Genomic DNA, 15587 nt, shown 5'->3' with positions numbered 1-15587 from the left:
ACCTCGCTCACGCCTGCGTCTGCCGCGCAGCGCATCGTTCAATGCGCCGCCCGGCAGTCGATCAGGCCTGCTCGCCGTCTTGTGGCAGGGTGAAACCGGATACCGAATGACGCATTTCACTGGCCATCTTGGCCAGGTTACCAATGCTCTTGGCGGTGGCCGTGGTACCGGACGACGTCTGCGAGGTGATCTCCTGAATCACGTTCATGGTGTTGGAGATGTGGCCAGCGGACGAAGCCTGCTGACGTGCAGCGTTGGAAATGTTCTGGATGAGCGCCGCGAGGGTCTTGGATACCTTCTCGATCTCTTCCAGTGCCACACCCGCATCCTGTGCCAGTCGAGCACCACGTACCACTTCGGAGGTGGTCTGCTCCATGGAGATAACGGCTTCGTTGGTGTCGGTCTGAATGGTCTTTACCAGTGCCTCGATCTGCTTGGTCGCGCCCGAGGAACGTTCTGCGAGGCGCTGTACCTCGTCCGCTACCACGGCGAAGCCTCGGCCTGCGTCACCGGCCATGGAGGCCTGGATCGCGGCGTTCAGTGCGAGGATGTTGGTCTGGTCGGCGATGTCGTTGATGAGGCTTACGATGTCACCGATCTCCTGGGACGATTCACCGAGGCGTTTGATCCGCTTCGAGGTGTCCTGGATCTGCTCACGGATGTTATCCATGCCGGTGATGGTGTTGTGTACGACTTCGTTGCCCTTGTTGGCGATGGCTACGGAACGCTCCGCTACCGCGGAGGACTCCGAGGCGTTCGCCGATACCTGGTCAATCGACACGGCCATTTCGTTGATCGCCGCGGAAGCACCGGCGATTTCCTGAGCCTGGTGCTCGGAAGCCTCGGCCAGGTGCATGGCCGTGGCCTGGGTTTCCTGGGCAGCGCCAGCTACCTGAACGGCGGTCAGGTTGATCGTGGCTACCAGGTCACGCAGCTGGTCGATGGAGTAGTTGATGGAGTCGGCGATGGCACCGGTGAAGTCCTCGGTTACCGTCGCGGCCACCGTCAGGTCACCGTCGGCGAGGTCGGCGATCTCATCGAGCAGACGCAGAATCGCAGTCTGGTTACGCTCGTTCTTCTCGGCGGTTTCGGCGAGACGGCGGTTTGTCTCACGCACCATCACCAGGCCGATGATCAGAATCGAACCCAGCGCCAGGGCACCCAGCAGGTAACCGGCGACGGTGTTCAGCGAACGACCGGCAGCCAGGCCTTCGAAGCCTTCGGACAGAGTGGAGGCTTTGTCCAGCAGCGTCTGCGACAGGGTGAAGATGGTGTTGGCCGATTCACGAACCTGGAACAGCTCAGGCGAGGTTTCCAGAATCTCGTCCACGGAACCGGAAACGAATTCGAACAGCTCGGAAATTTCCGCCAGGCGCTCGAGGGCTTCCTGGTCGCTCACCTTGGCGATTTCCATCGCCGCGTTGCCTTCCTGCATGGCGCTCAGTACGCGACCGAACAGGCTGGCATCACGACCGAACATGTCGGCGGCCTGAACCGAATCCTGGTCACCGGCGAGGACCTTGTTCACCGAGCCGAGAATCCGTTCGGCGAGCAGCGACTGGCGCTGGGCAACCGAAACCTGGGCAGCCGGCGCGCCGCTTTCCAGCAGGATGTCGACCACTTCTTCGTACTCGACCTGCAGTTGCGGAATGGTTTCCGCCAGCGTGGCGGCAACCTGGTGCAGCGACAGAACGGTCTGCTCGCTGGCCAGGATGGCATCGGCATTCTGCCGCAGGCCGTCCCAGTCCTGTTGCACGGCAGCCATCTGTTCCTGCACGGCGGCAGGCGCAGCGGGCAAGCCGCTCTGCGCGTTACCGTCGGTGAGGTACGCCCAGCGCTCCTGGAAATCGTTACGCGCGTCGCGCAGCAGGGCGAAGGCGGCAGGCGTACCCGCAGCCGCTTCGGTGGCGTCCTTGGAGATACGCTGGGACAGCACGCGCAGCTCGCCAGCGTGACCGATGTACTCGGTGTCGTAGTTACTTTGCGTATTCACATACGCGAAGTTGGCGAACAGCATCACGATCGAAATGATCAGGACGACGAACAGCCCCGCTACGAGGGCACCAACTCGTGTCCCCGCCAGCACATTGTTTGAGGTTTCTCTTTTCATCTTCTGGCCCCCGCCTGGACCCTACAGCACTACGAATTCCATATAACATCAGAAGGCTGGCTACGCCGCCCCCACCGAAAAGCTCTCAAAACGCAACGTCGATAAACTCTGGAGCCTGTGCCAGCGCGTGAGGGCTGAACACCAGCCATGGCTGCTCGCGCTGAAACACACCATGAATGAACGGCTGAATGGCCGACTCGAGCGGTGGCAGCTGCTCGGAGAAGGTATCCACCGCGAAGTGCTGCATGCCGAATACCTCGTCGACCGTGAGGCCAGCGAAGACATCCTGATGATCGACGACCAGCACGCGCCGCTGCTTGCGCAGCGGTGACAGTTCACTGCCGAAAAAACCGCACAGATCCATGACCGGCAGCAATCGCCCGCGCACGTTGGCCACACCCTTGACCCAGCTCTTCACGCCGGGCAGCAGGGTATGCCGTGGTTCGTGCAGGACTTCACCGACCTCTCCCATCGGTGCGACGAACAACCGTTCGCCCATGCGAAAACCAATCCCGCTCCAGGTCTGTACCGCCACTTTCTGCGATGGCAGACCAGCCGCCACCGCACGGCAGCGCTGCTCGATGCCGAGAAGAATCTGAAAAGGGGTGCGTGTCTCTGACATGCCTGCCGTGACCTTCTTCTTGTGCTGCGATGCGGTCCGGCGTCAGCCGGCCAGCACCGCGTTCAGGGTTTTCAGCAGAGTGGCTTCATCCACCGGCTTGGTCAGGTAATCCTTGGCGCCCTGGCGTTTGCCCCAGACCTTGTCGGTTTCCTGATCCTTGGTGGTGACGATGATCACCGGAATATGGTTGGTCTCGGCATCCTTGGTCAGCTGCCGGGTCGCCTGGAAGCCATTGAGGCCAGGCATGACGATGTCCATCAATACAGCGTCGGGCTTTTCCTGGCGCGCCAAAGCGACACCATCAGCACCGTTTTCGGCCTTGAGTACCTGGTGCCCGTGTTTTTCCAACATGGCGGTCAGCTTGTACATTTCGGTCGGCGAGTCATCAACAATCAGAATTCGAGCCATGATGTTTCCCAATACATAAAGAGGAGGCGTCTGTGGCGTCAGCCGGACGTCAGGATGCCTGTTCGACCGGAGAGAACTCCGGGACATGGGTCTTGATCGCGCCGAGCAGCTCTTCCTTGCTGAATGGTTTGGTCAAATATTGATCAGAACCCACGATACGGCCCTTGGCTTTATCGAACAGGCCATCCTTGGACGACAGCATGATAACTGGCGTGGATTTGAAGGCGCTGTTGTTCTTGATCAAGGCGCAGGTCTGATAGCCATCGAGACGCGGCATCATGATGTCGACGAAAATGATGTTCGGATGGGTATCGGCGATCTTTGCCAGAGCATCGAAGCCGTCCACCGCAGTGATCACCTCGCAACCCACCTTTTTCAGCAAGGTTTCCGCTGTACGACGAATCGTTTTCGAATCGTCGATCACCATCACCCTCAAACCTTCGGATTGCTGTTCCATGTCTGCCCTGCCACCACTTCGGTGAGTCGTTGTGTTACGCCATTTCCAGTGTGCCGAAAGCCCTGAAACCATTGGGCCCGGCCCATCGCTGGGCCTTTTTAGCACACTCTCCCCATGCAAGCCATCAGCCCGGTTTCCCTTGACCACCAGCCCTGTCAGCGCCACCCTTGGCGCTGACCCCCGCTACCTTTGCGGCGGTATTTTCAACCGCCCTTCACGGAGATACTTCAATGAGCGTTCGGCTCGGCATCGTCATGGATCCCATCGCGCAGATTTCCTACAAGAAGGACAGCTCGCTGGCCATGTTGCTGGCTGCCCAGGCCCGCGGCTGGAGCCTCTTCTATATGGAACAGAAGGATCTCTACCAGGCCGCTGGTGTCGCCCGGGGCCGCACACGCCCCCTTCACGTATTCGCAGATCCGCAACGCTGGTTCGAGCTCGGCGAAGAGCAGGACCTGCCGCTTGCCGAACTGGATGTGATCCTGATGCGCAAGGATCCGCCCTTTGATAACGAATTCGTCTATTCAACTTACCTGCTCGAGCAGGCCGAAGAAGCCGGCACCCTGGTGGTCAACCGACCGCAAAGCCTGCGCGACTGCAACGAGAAATTCTTCGCCACCCGCTTTCCGACGTTCACGCCGGAGACGATTGTCAGCCGCAGACCCGACATTCTGCGCGATTTTGCGCGACAGCACCGTGACATCATTCTCAAACCCCTCGATGGCATGGGTGGTTCGATGATCTTTCGTCACCGCGAAGGTGACCCGAACCTGTCGGTGATTCTCGAAGCCCTTACCGCTCATGGTAGTCAACAGATCATGGCGCAGCGTTATCTGCCGGCCATTCTCGACGGCGACAAACGTATTCTGATGATAGACGGTGAACCGGTGCCTTACTGCCTGGCACGCATTCCCGCCAGCGGCGAAACCCGTGGCAACCTGGCTGCAGGCGGCCGTGGCGAAGCTCGTCCACTGACCGATCGCGACCGCGAAATCGCTGCGGCAGTCGGCCCGAGCCTGCGTGAGCGAGGCCTGCTGTTCGTCGGCCTGGACGTGATTGGCGACCGCCTCACCGAGATCAACGTCACCAGCCCGACCTGCATTCGCGAGATCGATGCAGCCTTCGATACACGCATTGGCGAACAGTTGATGGACAAGATTGCCGAAAAGCTCAATGCGCGGAGTGCTTCATAGACTTTTCTCGGACGCCTCGGCAGACTGCGCGGCAATCCAGAGGCCGTGCCCACCCGGCATGGCCCTGTGGTTTGCGCTGAAACGAAACCAGCCCTGAGGGGCTGCTGACGCTCCAGCACAGCCGCACCGACCGTTGACAGACTCTGACGACCGAAGACCGATGAACGCAGCAACTACCCCACCCGATGTCACCGCCTCCGGCGTTCGCCCGGCGGATCGCCTGGGGTTCACCCTGTTTCTCGCGGCCGTGCTGCACGCAGCGCTGATCCTCGGCGTGGGCTTCTCTTTCGTCGAGCCAGGGCAGATCAGCAAGACACTGGAAATCACCCTGTCCACCTTCAAGAGCGATGAAAAGCCCAAGGAAGCGGACTTCCTCGCCCAGGACAACCAGCAGGGCAGCGGCACCCTGGATAAGAAAGCAGCGCCGACCACCACGGAACAGGCGCCCTTTCAGGACACCGAAGTCCGCAAGGTTACGCCCGCGGCTGCCCCACCGCCGCCCGCGGTAAAACCGGAGGCGCCCAAAGCGGTCGTCACCACCAGGGCGCCACAGGCTCAGAAAGCGCCCGCCAAGCGCGAAGAGACCAAACCTACGCCCCCAGCCCCTACCGCCCCGGCATTCGATAGCGCACAACTGTCTGCGGAAATCGCCAGCCTGGAAGCGGAGCTGGCCAACGAGGTGCAGCAGTACGCCAAACGACCGAAGATTCATCGCCTCAACGCCGCCTCGACCATGCGCGACAAGGGTGCCTGGTACAAGGACGAGTGGCGCAAGAAGGTCGAACGCGTCGGCAACCTGAACTACCCGGACGACGCCCGACGTCGGCAGATCTACGGCAGCCTGCGGCTCCTGGTATCGATCAACCGAGACGGCAGTCTGTATGAGGTGCTGGTACTCGAATCCTCTGGCGAGCAGGTACTCGACCAGGCCGCCATGCGTATCGTCCGCCTCGCGGCCCCTTATGCACCGTTCGCTGGCGACCTGGCGGACATCGACCGCCTGGAGATCATCCGTACCTGGCGCTTCGAGCGTGGCGACCGCCTGTCGAGCAACTGAAGAAGCAGGCTCGTGCTGCAACAATTCGACCGCGAGACGAACGGACGATCAATCGCGTTTCGCTCTCACTTGCAGCTTGTAGCTTGAGCCTTGCAGCTTCAAACTAGCGTCCATGAAAGACGCCACCCCGAGCATCCTCAAACATCACTTTCTGATCGCCATGCCGCACATGGCCGATCCGAATTTCGCGCAGACCGTGATCTATCTGATCGAGCACAGCGATCAGGGCGCCATGGGGCTGGTGATCAACCGTCCCAACGGCCTGAACCTGGCCGACGTGCTCGAACAACTGCGCCCTGACAGCGAACCATCGGTGCTCTGTCAAAGCCTGCCGATCTTCAGCGGCGGCCCGGTGCAGACGGATCGTGGTTTCGTGCTGCACCCTAGCGGCCCGCACTTCCAGGCCACTCTCGACCTGGGCGATCTGGGCCTGTCGACCTCCCAGGACGTGCTGTTCGCCATCTCCCAGGGCGAAGGCCCAGCCCGGCATCTGATCGCCCTCGGCTATGCGGGATGGGGAGCCGGGCAGTTGGAAGAGGAACTGGCCGACAACGCCTGGCTGACCTGTCCGGCGGATCAGACGATCCTGTTCGAGACGCCGTACGACAAGCGCCTGGGCGCTGCCGCCGCGCTGCTCGGCATCGATCTCAACCTGCTCACCGCCCAGGCGGGGCACGCCTGATGGCCGAGGCGAGCAGCAAACCGCTGCGCCTGCTGCTCGGCTTCGATTACGGCACCAAGCAGATCGGTGTCGCCGTGGGCCAGCCGATCACCGGCTCGGCCCGCGAGCTGTGCATCCTCAAGGCTCAAAATGGCGTGCCGGACTGGCAGAAGGTCGAAGCGCTGATACGCGAATGGCAGCCTGACGCTCTGGTCGTCGGCCTGCCGCTGAACATGGACGGTACCCCCAGCGACATGAGCGAGCGCGCGGAGAAGTTCGCCCGCCGCCTCAACGGCCGCTTCAACCTGCCGGTTTTCACCCACGACGAACGCCTGACCACTTACGCCGCCAAGGGCGAACGCCTGCAACAGGGCCAGACTGGCGGTTATCGCCAGCGCCCGGTAGACGCCCTCGCCGCGGCCCTGCTGCTGCAGGGCTGGCTGGAAGAAAACAGCCCGGGCTGAATCAGCCACGGCCACAAGGAGCTTTTCGATGAGTCTACCCAACCCCGCCGAACTGCTGCCGCAGATGGCATCCTCGCTGATCGCTCACCTCAACCGGCGGCAGATTGCCACGCCGCGTTTCATCGGCATCCGCACCGGTGGCGTATGGGTCGCCCAGGCGTTGCTGGAGCAACTGGGCCGCGACGAGCCACTGGGTATCCTCGACGTTTCCTTTTACCGCGACGATTTCACCCAGAATGGCCTGCACCCTCAGGTACAACCCTCCGAACTGCCGTTCGAGATCGAAGGCCAGCATCTGGTGCTGATCGACGACGTACTGATGAGCGGCCGGACCATCCGTGCGGCCCTCAACGAGCTGTTCGACTACGGCCGCCCCGCCAGCGTGACCCTGGTCAGCCTGCTGGACCTGGATGCCCGCGAACTGCCGATTCGTCCGGACGTGGTCGGCGCGACGCTGTCGCTGGCGGCCGATCAGCGGGTAAAATTGTCCGGCCCCGCCCCCTTCACCCTCGAACTCCAGACGCTTTCCGACCAAGGCCGTCCGCAATGACCCCAATCGATGCCAAGCGCCCGCTGCAACTGAACGACCAAGGCCAGTTGCGCCATTTCCTGTCCCTCGACGGCCTGCCGCGCGAGCTGCTGACGGAAATCCTCGATACCGCCGACTCGTTTCTCGAAGTCGGCGCCCGCGCCGTGAAGAAGGTCCCGCTGCTGCGCGGCAAGACGGTGTGCAACGTGTTCTTCGAGAACTCCACGCGCACCCGCACCACCTTCGAACTGGCTGCCCAGCGCCTGTCGGCCGACGTGATCAGCCTCAACGTGTCGACCAGCTCGACCAGCAAGGGCGAAACGCTGTTCGACACCCTGCGCAACCTGGAAGCCATGGCTGCCGACATCTTCGTGGTGCGCCACGCCGATTCCGGCGCTGCGCACTTCATCGCCGAGCACGTATGCCCCAACCTGGCGATCATCAACGGTGGTGACGGGCGCCATGCGCACCCGACCCAGGGCATGCTCGACATGCTGACCATTCGCCGCCACAAGGGCAGCTTCGAGAATCTTTCGGTGGCCATCGTCGGCGACATCCTGCACTCGCGAGTGGCGCGCTCCAACATGCTGGCGCTGAAAACCCTCGGCTGCCCGGACATCCGCGTGATCGCGCCGAAAACCCTGCTGCCCGTGGGTATCGAGCAATACGGCGTGAAGGTCTACAGCGACATGACCGAAGGCCTCAAGGATGTCGACGTGGTGATCATGTTGCGTCTGCAGCGCGAGCGCATGACAGGCGGCCTGCTGCCCAGCGAGGGCGAGTTCTATCGCCTGTTCGGCCTGACCGAGCAACGCCTCAAACTGGCCAAGCCGGATGCGCTGGTCATGCACCCGGGGCCGATCAACCGCGGGGTGGAGATCGAGTCGGCGGTCGCCGATGGCCCGCAGTCGGTCATTCTCAACCAGGTCACCTACGGCATCGCCATCCGCATGGCCGTGCTGTCCATGGCCATGAGCGGCCAGAACGCGCAACGACAACTCAACTCCGAGGAGCACAACTGATGCGTACCCGGATCCTCGGCGCCCGCGTAATCGACCCACTCAGCGGCCTCGACAAGGTCGCGGACATCTATGTGCAAGGCGACAAGCTGAGCGCTATCGGTCAGGCACCCGCCGGCTTCGAAGCCGATCACACGCTCGATGCCCAGGGGCTGATCGCCGCACCCGGCCTGGTCGATCTGTCCGTCGCCCTGCGCGAGCCCGGTTACAGCCGCAAAGGCAGCATCGCCAGTGAAACCCTGGCAGCCGCTGCCGGCGGGGTCACCAGCCTGTGCTGCCCGCCCATCACCAAACCGGTGCTGGACACCTCGGCGGTTGCCGAGCTGATTCTCGACCGTGCTCGCGAAGCCGGTCATACCAAGGTGTTTCCCATCGGCGCCCTGAGCAAGGGTCTCGATGGCGAGCAGCTCGCCGAACTGGTCGCCCTGCGCGATGCAGGCTGCGTGGCGTTCGGCAACGGCCTCAACAACTTCCGCAACGCACGCACCCTGCGCCGCGCCCTCGAATATGCGGCCACCTTCGACCTGACGGTAATCATCCACTCCCAGGATCATGACCTCGCCGAAGGCGGCCTGGCCCACGAAGGTGCCACCGCCAGCTTCCTCGGTCTGTCGGGAATTCCGGAAACCGCCGAAACCGTGGCCCTGGCTCGCGACCTGTTGCTGGTCGAGCAGAGTGGCGTGCGTGCGCACTTCAGCCAGCTGACCAGTGCACGTGGCGCACAACTGATAGCCGACGCTCAGGCACGCGGCCTGCCCGTCACCGCCGACGTGGCGCTTTATCAGTTGATCCTGACCGACGAAGCGCTGATCGATTTTTCCAGCCTCTACCACGTGCAACCACCGCTGCGTACCCGCGCAGACCGTGATGGGCTGCGTGAGGCGGTGAAGAGCGGAGTGATCAGCGCCATCTCCAGCCATCACCAGCCCCATGAACGTGACGCCAAGCTGGCACCTTTCGGCGAGACCGAACCCGGCATGAGCGGCGTTCAGTTGTTGCTGCCACTGGCGATGACGCTGGTCCAGGATGGCCTGCTCGATCTGCCCACCCTGCTCGCCCGCCTGAGCAGTGGTCCGGCCGAGGCCCTGCGCCTGCCGGCTGGCAAACTGCAGGTCGGTGGTGCGGCGGACATTCTGCTGTTCGATCCCCAGGCTTCCACCGTGGCCGGCGAGAGCTGGCACTCCAAGGGTCGCAACAGCCCCTTCCTCGGCCACTGCCTGCCCGGCCAGGTGCGCTATACGCTGGTGGATGGGCATATCAGCTACCAGGCTTGATGCCTGGTAGCTGACGGTGGGCTGAAGCGGATCGCCGCCCGGCCCACGATACGTCCGAGGTTAGCGCTGCGCCTGTGCGTTCTTGATCGACACTTGGTTGTTCAGCGTCCAGAGGTCGTAGAGCACGCCCAGCAGGAACAGGCCACCGGTGAAGAAGTACAGGATGCCGGTGATCCACTTGCCCTGATACATGCGGTGTGCGCCGAAGATGCCGAGGAAGGTCAGCAGGATCCAGGCAACGTTGTAGTCCGTTTCGCCAGCGGTGAAACGCAGGTCGGCTTCACGATCCATGGCCGGAATCAGGAACAGGTCGATGATCCAGCCGATGAAGAACAGCCCCAGGGTGAAGAACCAGATGGTCCCGGTTACCGGCTTGCCGAAATAGAAACGGTGAGCGCCGAGAAAACCGAAGATCCAGAGCAAGTAGCCAATGATCTTGCTGTGAGTGTTTGCACGCTGCATCGAAAAGTACCTCGCTTTCATCTATCCAGATAATGAGACGCTCGCTACCGCCTCAACATCACGCCTCCGACGAGACGCCCTTGAGCGAGCAGTTTCCTTGCCCGATACTGTATATAAATACAGCTATCGGATCACGCCATGCAACTGATCGAAAAGCTTACCGTACTCGCCGACGCCGCCAAATATGATGTGTCCTGCGCCAGCAGTGGCGCACCCAAGCGCAGCTCCAAGGGCCAGAACGGCATGGGCGCCACGGATGGCATGGGCATCTGCCACAGCTTCACTCCCGACGGGCGCTGTGTCGCTCTGCTCAAGGTGCTGCTCACCAACTTCTGCCTGTACGACTGTCAGTACTGCGTCAATCGCCGCTCCAGCGATGTGCCCCGCGCACGCTTCACGCCGGAGGAAGTGGTCACGCTGACCCTGGATTTCTACCGGCGCAACTGCATCAGCGGGCTGTTTCTCAGCTCCGGGATCATCCGCTCGGCGGACTACACCATGGAGCAACTGGTACGGGTCGCCAAACTGCTGCGCGAAGAACACGAGTTTCGTGGCTACATTCACCTCAAGACCATTCCCGATGCGTCGCCGGAGCTGATTGCCGAAGCGGGCCGCTATGCCGACCGTCTCAGCGTCAATATCGAGCTGCCCACCGAAAGCAGCCTGATCCGCCTGGCACCAGAGAAAAGCGTGGCGCCGATCAAGCTGGCCATGGGCACCATTCGCAACGGCGTCGAGGAGGCGGATAGCGAGAAACGCGCGCCGGCCTTTGCGCCAGCCGGGCAAAGCACGCAGATGATCGTGGGCGCCGACGCCACCGATGACAGCACCATCCTGCACACCGCCCAATCGCTGTATGGCGACTTCCGCCTCAAGCGCGTCTACTACTCGGCGTTCAGCCCAATTCCGCAAAGTCCCAAGAGCGTGCCGTTCGAAGCACCACCCCTGCTCCGCGAGCACCGCCTCTATCAAGCGGACTTCCTGATGCGCGGCTACGGCTTCAAGGCCGCCGAACTGCTCGACGGCCCCGGCAACCTGGCCCTGGATATCGACCCCAAGCTGGCCTGGGCACTGAACAACCGCCAGCATTTTCCCGTCGACCTGAATCGCGCCGATGTAACCATGATCGCCCGCATCCCCGGCATCGGAGTACTCAGTGCCCAGCGCCTGGTCGCCCTGCGCCGGCAGAAGCGCATTCGCTTCGAGGACGTCGGCCGCCTGCGCTGCGCTCTGGAGAAAGCCAAGCCATTCATCGTCACCCAGGATTACCGCCCGCTTCAGGCCACTCGCGAATCCCTGCTGCTGCGTCAGCAATTAAGCGAGCCTCCCCGGCAAATGGGGCTGTGGTGATGCACCAGGTTCGTTTCGATGGCAGCTTCGCTGGCTGGCGTGAGGCCGCCAGGACGCAACTGCGCCGCGGCCTGGCGCCCCACCAGTTGAGCTGGGTGCAGGACAGCCAGGAGAATCAGGATCTGTTCGGCCAGCTGGACGAGCCGCAACAGGCCGTGGCCTGCGATCGCCCAGTGCGCGTGCCCCGCGCTCTGCTCGACCAGCTGGAAAGTGCTGCACGCTTTCGCTGCCCCCAGCGTTGGGCGCTGCTTTACCGCATTCTCTGGCGCGTTGCCGCAGGCGATCAGGCCGCCATGCTGGCCGGAGATATCGACGGCAGCGAACTGCATGGGCGCCTCAAGGCCGTGCGCCGTGAAGCTCACCATCTGCATGCGTTTCTGCGGTTCAAACCGCGGGACACCACGGCCGGAGGCCCGCAACTGGTGGCCTGGCACGAGCCTGCGCACGACATCCTGGCCAGCGCCAGCATGCATTTCGCCGAACGCCTGGGTCGGCAGACCTGGATGATCGCGACACCCGACGATGGCGTGTACTGGGACGGCGAAAACCTGCACCATGCCAGTCCTTGCCCGCCCGACTGGCAGCAGCTGGCGCAGGGCACCGATGATCGCAACGAAGCGATGTGGCTGGCCTATTACGGCAGCACCTTCAACCCGGCTCGGCTCAATCGCAGCGTGCTGGAAACCAACATGCCGGTGCGTTTCTGGCGCAACCTGCCGGAAGGCCCGCTGATTCCAAGGTTGATGAGCCAGGCCCGGGCAGGCGCCCAGGCCAATGGACAGGCTCAGGCGGTCGCGGTCAGGCCTGGAAAACGCATCCAGGCTGACGCCGAGCAGGTACTGCCTATTCGAGCGACAGCCCGAGAGGTGCCGGGCGGTATACCCAGCAGCCCGACAGACCCGGCGTCGATCAGCGGAAACGCCGCCCCGGATCTTCGTCGGTGACTTCCAGAGACAACCCCTGGGACATGCTGGTCAGATGCTCGCCATCGGTTTCCGAGCCGAGCTTGATCATCAGGCGCAGGTCGTTCGCCGAGTCGGCGTACAACAAGGCGTCTTCGTAGGTGATTTCGCCCTGGCTGTAGAGGTTGTACAGCGCCTGGTCGAAGGTCTGCATGCCTTGCTCGGTGGAGCGCTTCATCAAGCCCTTGAGCTCATGCACTTCGCCCTTGCGGATCAGGTCAGCCGCCAGCGGCGTATTGATCAGCACCTCGATGACCGCGCGACGCCCCTTGCCGTCCGGCGTAGGGATCAGTTGCTGGGCGACGATTGCCTTGAGGTTCAGCGACAGATCCATCCACACCTGATTCTGCCGGTCCGCCGGGAAGAAGTTGATGATTCGGTCCAGCGCCTGGTTGGCGTTGTTGGCGTGCAGGGTGGCCAGGCACAGGTGGCCGGTCTCGGCGAAGGCCACGGCGTGGTCCATGGTTTCGCGGGTCCGCACCTCACCGATCAGGATCACGTCCGGCGCCTGCCGCAGGGTGTTCTTCAGCGCTACTTCGAAGGAGTCGGTGTCGATCCCCACTTCACGCTGGGTGACGATGCAGTTCTGGTGCTGGTGGATGTACTCGATCGGGTCTTCGATGGAGATGATATGGCCACTGCTGTTCTTGTTGCGGTAGCCGATCATCGCCGCCAGCGAGGTGGACTTGCCGGTACCGGTAGCCCCCACGAAGAGCACCAGACCGCGCTTGGTCAGCGCCAGCTTCTTGAGGATCTCCGGCAGCTTGAGGTCATCCAGCGTCGGGATGTTGGTCTCGATGCGGCGCAGTACCATGCCGGCCAGGTTGCGCTGATAGAAGGCACTGACGCGGAAGCGGCCGATACCTCGGGCGCTGATGGCGAAGTTGCATTCGTGGTTCTCGGCGAAGTCCCGACGCTGCTGCTCGGTCATCACCGCATGAACGGTTTCGCGGGTCATTTCCGGCGACAAGGGGGTCTTGGTCACAGGCATGATCTTGCCGTTGACCTTCATCGACGGCGGCACGCCAGCGGTGATGAACAGATCGGAGCCGCCTTTTTCGACCATCAGGCGCAACAGTTTTTCGAATTCCATGGGGCCTACCTAAATGCGCTGGCGCGACGATCAACGGCTGGCGGACAACTGTCCACCAGCATGGCTCAGAAGTTTTCCGGGGTCTTGGCTTTCTCGCGCGCGCTTTCGCGGCTGACCAAGCCTTTGGAAACCAGTCTTTTCAGGCACGAGTCCAGGGTTTCCATGCCCAGCGCACCGCCGGTCTGGATGGCCGAGTACATCTGCGCCACCTTGTCCTCGCGGATCAGGTTACGGATCGCCGGGGTGCCGATCATGATTTCATGGGCGGCCACACGACCGCCTCCGATCTTCTTCAGCAGGGTCTGGGAAATCACCGCCTGCAGCGATTCGGACAGCATCGAGCGCACCATGGACTTCTCTTCCGCGGGGAACACGTCGACCACCCGGTCGATGGTCTTGGCGGCGGAGGTGGTGTGCAGGGTGCCGAAGACCAGGTGACCGGTTTCCGCGGCGGTCAGCGCCAGGCGGATGGTTTCCAGGTCGCGCATCTCGCCGACCAGAATGATGTCCGGGTCTTCGCGCAGCGCCGAACGCAGGGCCTCGGAGAAGCCGTGGGTGTCGCGGTGCACCTCACGCTGGTTGATCAGGCACTTCTTCGACTCGTGAACGAATTCGATCGGGTCTTCGACGGTGAGGATGTGGTGGTACTTGTTGCTGTTGATGTAGTCGAGCATCGCCGCCAGGGTGGTGGACTTGCCCGAGCCGGTCGGCCCGGTCACCAGAACCAGCCCGCGAGGCACGTCGGAAACCTTCTTGAAGATCTCGCCCATGCCGAGGTCTTCCATGCTCAGCACCTTGGAAGGAATGGTACGGAACACCGCACCGCTGCCACGGTTCTGGTTGAAGGCGTTGACCCGGAAGCGCGCGACACCCGGCACTTCGAACGAGAAGTCGGTCTCCAGGAACTCCTCGAAGTCCTTGCGCTGCTTGTCGTTCATGATGTCGTAGATCAGCGCGTGCACCTGTTTGTGATCCAGGGCGGGCAAGTTGATCCGGCGCACGTCGCCGTCGACCCGAATCATCGGCGGCAGGCCTGCCGAGAGGTGCAGATCCGACGCGCCTTGCTTGGCGCTGAAGGCAAGCAGCTCGGTGATATCCATGGGACTCCCTAATGACGGTAGAATGCCGCGTAACTCAGGATAGGGGGCCTTGAGGAGTCACCATGCGGCTGCGTGAGCACGCCCTTCGGAGACCACCGTCAAGCCCGCAGAAACGCTCAGGCGGCAGGCGCAGGTAATGTCCACGATAGCAGAGAATATTGCAAAGGTCGGTGTGCGTATCCGTGAGGCGGCGCAAGCCTCGCAGCGAGATTTCGCGAAAATCGGCCTGTTGGCGGTGAGCAAGACCAAACCTGCCGCAGCCATTCGCGAGGCTCATGGGGCCGGTCTGCACGATTTTGGCGAGAACTACCTGCAGGAAGCGCTCGACAAGCAGGTGCAACTGGCCGACCTGGCACTGACCTGGCACTTCATCGGCCCCATCCAGTCGAACAAGACCCGCCCCATCGCCGAACACTTCGCCTGGGTGCATTCGGTGGACCGCTTGAAGATCGCCGAGCGTCTGAGCGAACAGCGCCCGCCCGAGCTGCCGCCACTGAACATCTGCCTGCAGGTCAACGTCAGCGGTGAGCCCAGCAAGTCCGGCTGCCAGCCCGACGAACTCGCGGCGCTGGCACAGGCGGTTACACAACTGCCCAAGCTGCGCCTGCGCGGATTGATGACAATCCCCCAGCCTACCGACGACATCGCCATGCAGCGTGCGGCCTTCGCCCGCCTGCGGACGCTGCGGGACGACCTGAACCTCGATCTCGACACCCTGTCCATGGGCATGAGCCACGACCTCGAGGCGGCCATCGCCGAAGGCGCGACCTGGGTGCGCATCGGCACGGCGCTGTTTGGTGAACGTGACTACAAAAAGACCTGAATC

The 15587-nt window shown here is 62.5% G+C and carries 17 protein-coding genes; 10 read left to right on the top strand and 7 right to left on the bottom strand.

Annotation, left to right across the window (positions count from 1 at the left end; translation table 11 throughout):
• Positions 1-61 precede the first annotated feature (61 nt).
• The 4 genes from QRN22_RS06680 to pilG all read right to left on the bottom strand — a co-directional run bounded on the left by QRN22_RS06680 (position 62) and on the right by pilG (position 3597).
• Positions 62-2110: a methyl-accepting chemotaxis protein gene (locus QRN22_RS06680; protein WP_042552449.1), complete on the bottom strand. Its 2049-nt coding sequence runs from the start codon at positions 2108-2110 to the stop codon at positions 62-64.
• Positions 2111-2195: 85 nt separating this feature from the next.
• The gene (locus QRN22_RS06675) at positions 2196-2732 is read right to left on the bottom strand and encodes a chemotaxis protein CheW (protein ID WP_042552450.1); all 537 of its coding nucleotides are present in this window, start codon (positions 2730-2732) and stop codon (positions 2196-2198) included.
• Between the two features lie 42 nt (positions 2733-2774).
• Positions 2775-3140: a twitching motility response regulator PilH gene (pilH, locus tag QRN22_RS06670; RefSeq protein ID WP_042552451.1), complete on the bottom strand. Its 366-nt coding sequence runs from the start codon at positions 3138-3140 to the stop codon at positions 2775-2777.
• A gap of 49 nt (positions 3141-3189) precedes the next feature.
• Positions 3190-3597 (bottom strand): twitching motility response regulator PilG, encoded by a 408-nt coding sequence (gene pilG, locus QRN22_RS06665; protein WP_042552452.1) that lies wholly within the window; start codon positions 3595-3597, stop codon positions 3190-3192.
• A gap of 230 nt (positions 3598-3827) precedes the next feature.
• Between pilG and gshB the strand changes: the two genes are divergently transcribed.
• The 7 genes from gshB (at position 3828) to QRN22_RS06630 (ending at position 9794) form a co-directional block, all read left to right on the top strand.
• Positions 3828-4790, top strand: a complete 963-nt coding sequence (gene gshB / locus QRN22_RS06660) for a glutathione synthase (RefSeq protein ID WP_042552453.1) — start codon at positions 3828-3830, stop codon at positions 4788-4790.
• 160 nt (positions 4791-4950) lie between these two features.
• Positions 4951-5847: an energy transducer TonB gene (locus tag QRN22_RS06655; protein ID WP_042552454.1), complete on the top strand. Its 897-nt coding sequence runs from the start codon at positions 4951-4953 to the stop codon at positions 5845-5847.
• A gap of 112 nt (positions 5848-5959) precedes the next feature.
• The gene (locus QRN22_RS06650) at positions 5960-6529 is read left to right on the top strand and encodes a YqgE/AlgH family protein (RefSeq protein WP_042552455.1); all 570 of its coding nucleotides are present in this window, start codon (positions 5960-5962) and stop codon (positions 6527-6529) included.
• Complete coding sequence (gene ruvX / locus QRN22_RS06645) at positions 6529-6972, top strand: Holliday junction resolvase RuvX (RefSeq protein ID WP_042552456.1); 444 nt, start codon at positions 6529-6531, stop codon at positions 6970-6972. Before QRN22_RS06650 ends, ruvX begins: the two co-directional genes overlap by 1 nt.
• 28 nt (positions 6973-7000) lie before the next feature.
• Positions 7001-7522, top strand: a complete 522-nt coding sequence (gene pyrR / locus QRN22_RS06640) for a bifunctional pyr operon transcriptional regulator/uracil phosphoribosyltransferase PyrR (protein WP_042552457.1) — start codon at positions 7001-7003, stop codon at positions 7520-7522.
• The gene (locus tag QRN22_RS06635) at positions 7519-8523 is read left to right on the top strand and encodes an aspartate carbamoyltransferase catalytic subunit (RefSeq protein ID WP_042552458.1); all 1005 of its coding nucleotides are present in this window, start codon (positions 7519-7521) and stop codon (positions 8521-8523) included. The genes pyrR and QRN22_RS06635 overlap by 4 nt, the downstream gene beginning before the upstream one ends.
• Positions 8523-9794: a dihydroorotase gene (locus QRN22_RS06630; protein ID WP_042552459.1), complete on the top strand. Its 1272-nt coding sequence runs from the start codon at positions 8523-8525 to the stop codon at positions 9792-9794. Before QRN22_RS06635 ends, QRN22_RS06630 begins: the two co-directional genes overlap by 1 nt.
• Before the next feature lie 60 nt (positions 9795-9854).
• Here QRN22_RS06630 and QRN22_RS06625 read toward each other — a convergent pair whose 3' ends face one another.
• Positions 9855-10256, bottom strand: coding sequence for an NINE protein (locus QRN22_RS06625; protein ID WP_042552460.1), 402 nt, complete (start codon positions 10254-10256; stop codon positions 9855-9857).
• 138 nt (positions 10257-10394) lie between these two features.
• Between QRN22_RS06625 and QRN22_RS06620 the strand changes: the two genes are divergently transcribed.
• Positions 10395-11606: a putative DNA modification/repair radical SAM protein gene (locus tag QRN22_RS06620; protein WP_042552461.1), complete on the top strand. Its 1212-nt coding sequence runs from the start codon at positions 10395-10397 to the stop codon at positions 11604-11606.
• The gene (locus QRN22_RS06615) at positions 11606-12550 is read left to right on the top strand and encodes a TIGR03915 family putative DNA repair protein (RefSeq protein ID WP_082045718.1); all 945 of its coding nucleotides are present in this window, start codon (positions 11606-11608) and stop codon (positions 12548-12550) included. Before QRN22_RS06620 ends, QRN22_RS06615 begins: the two co-directional genes overlap by 1 nt.
• Here the strand turns inward: QRN22_RS06615 and QRN22_RS06610 are convergent.
• Together QRN22_RS06610 and QRN22_RS06605 are read right to left on the bottom strand one after the other, a co-directional pair.
• Positions 12516-13661, bottom strand: coding sequence for a PilT/PilU family type 4a pilus ATPase (locus QRN22_RS06610; RefSeq protein WP_042552462.1), 1146 nt, complete (start codon positions 13659-13661; stop codon positions 12516-12518). The genes QRN22_RS06615 and QRN22_RS06610 overlap by 35 nt on opposite strands.
• Before the next feature lie 65 nt (positions 13662-13726).
• A complete protein-coding gene (locus tag QRN22_RS06605) occupies positions 13727-14761 on the bottom strand; it encodes a type IV pilus twitching motility protein PilT (protein WP_042552463.1) in 1035 nt (344 codons plus the stop codon).
• Positions 14762-14897: 136 nt separating this feature from the next.
• Here QRN22_RS06605 and QRN22_RS06600 point away from each other — a divergent pair, with 136 nt between their 5' ends.
• On the top strand, positions 14898-15584 hold the full coding sequence (locus QRN22_RS06600; protein WP_042552464.1) for a YggS family pyridoxal phosphate-dependent enzyme: 687 nt from the start codon (positions 14898-14900) through the stop codon (positions 15582-15584).
• Positions 15585-15587 lie beyond the last annotated feature (3 nt).

Origin of the sequence: Pseudomonas sp. MEJ086 (genome assembly GCF_030209025.1) — a bacterium.
Classification (GTDB): Bacteria; Pseudomonadota; Gammaproteobacteria; order Pseudomonadales; family Pseudomonadaceae; genus Aquipseudomonas; species Aquipseudomonas fulva_A.
The sequence above is the reverse complement of the archived record's forward strand: the minus strand, read 5'-3'. Positions and strand labels throughout refer to the sequence as shown.

Bases quoted from the DNA above. Each gene is read 5' to 3' on its own strand.
- QRN22_RS06680 (WP_042552449.1), bottom strand. From the start codon at position 2,110: ATGAAAAGAGAAACCTCAAACAATGTGCTGGCGGGGACACGAGTTGGT.
- QRN22_RS06630 (WP_042552459.1), top strand. From the start codon at position 8,523: ATGCGTACCCGGATCCTCGGCGCCCGCGTAATCGACCCACTCAGCGGC.
- QRN22_RS06605 (WP_042552463.1), bottom strand. From the start codon at position 14,761: ATGGATATCACCGAGCTGCTTGCCTTCAGCGCCAAGCAAGGCGCGTCG.
- QRN22_RS06615 (WP_082045718.1), top strand. From the start codon at position 11,606: ATGCACCAGGTTCGTTTCGATGGCAGCTTCGCTGGCTGGCGTGAGGCC.
- pyrR (WP_042552457.1), top strand. From the start codon at position 7,001: ATGAGTCTACCCAACCCCGCCGAACTGCTGCCGCAGATGGCATCCTCG.
- QRN22_RS06620 (WP_042552461.1), top strand. From the start codon at position 10,395: ATGCAACTGATCGAAAAGCTTACCGTACTCGCCGACGCCGCCAAATAT.
- ruvX (WP_042552456.1), top strand. From the start codon at position 6,529: ATGGCCGAGGCGAGCAGCAAACCGCTGCGCCTGCTGCTCGGCTTCGAT.
- gshB (WP_042552453.1), top strand. From the start codon at position 3,828: ATGAGCGTTCGGCTCGGCATCGTCATGGATCCCATCGCGCAGATTTCC.
- QRN22_RS06650 (WP_042552455.1), top strand. From the start codon at position 5,960: ATGAAAGACGCCACCCCGAGCATCCTCAAACATCACTTTCTGATCGCC.
- pilH (WP_042552451.1), bottom strand. From the start codon at position 3,140: ATGGCTCGAATTCTGATTGTTGATGACTCGCCGACCGAAATGTACAAG.
- QRN22_RS06635 (WP_042552458.1), top strand. From the start codon at position 7,519: ATGACCCCAATCGATGCCAAGCGCCCGCTGCAACTGAACGACCAAGGC.
- QRN22_RS06610 (WP_042552462.1), bottom strand. From the start codon at position 13,661: ATGGAATTCGAAAAACTGTTGCGCCTGATGGTCGAAAAAGGCGGCTCC.
- QRN22_RS06675 (WP_042552450.1), bottom strand. From the start codon at position 2,732: ATGTCAGAGACACGCACCCCTTTTCAGATTCTTCTCGGCATCGAGCAG.
- QRN22_RS06625 (WP_042552460.1), bottom strand. From the start codon at position 10,256: ATGCAGCGTGCAAACACTCACAGCAAGATCATTGGCTACTTGCTCTGG.
- QRN22_RS06600 (WP_042552464.1), top strand. From the start codon at position 14,898: ATGTCCACGATAGCAGAGAATATTGCAAAGGTCGGTGTGCGTATCCGT.
- QRN22_RS06655 (WP_042552454.1), top strand. From the start codon at position 4,951: ATGAACGCAGCAACTACCCCACCCGATGTCACCGCCTCCGGCGTTCGC.
- pilG (WP_042552452.1), bottom strand. From the start codon at position 3,597: ATGGAACAGCAATCCGAAGGTTTGAGGGTGATGGTGATCGACGATTCG.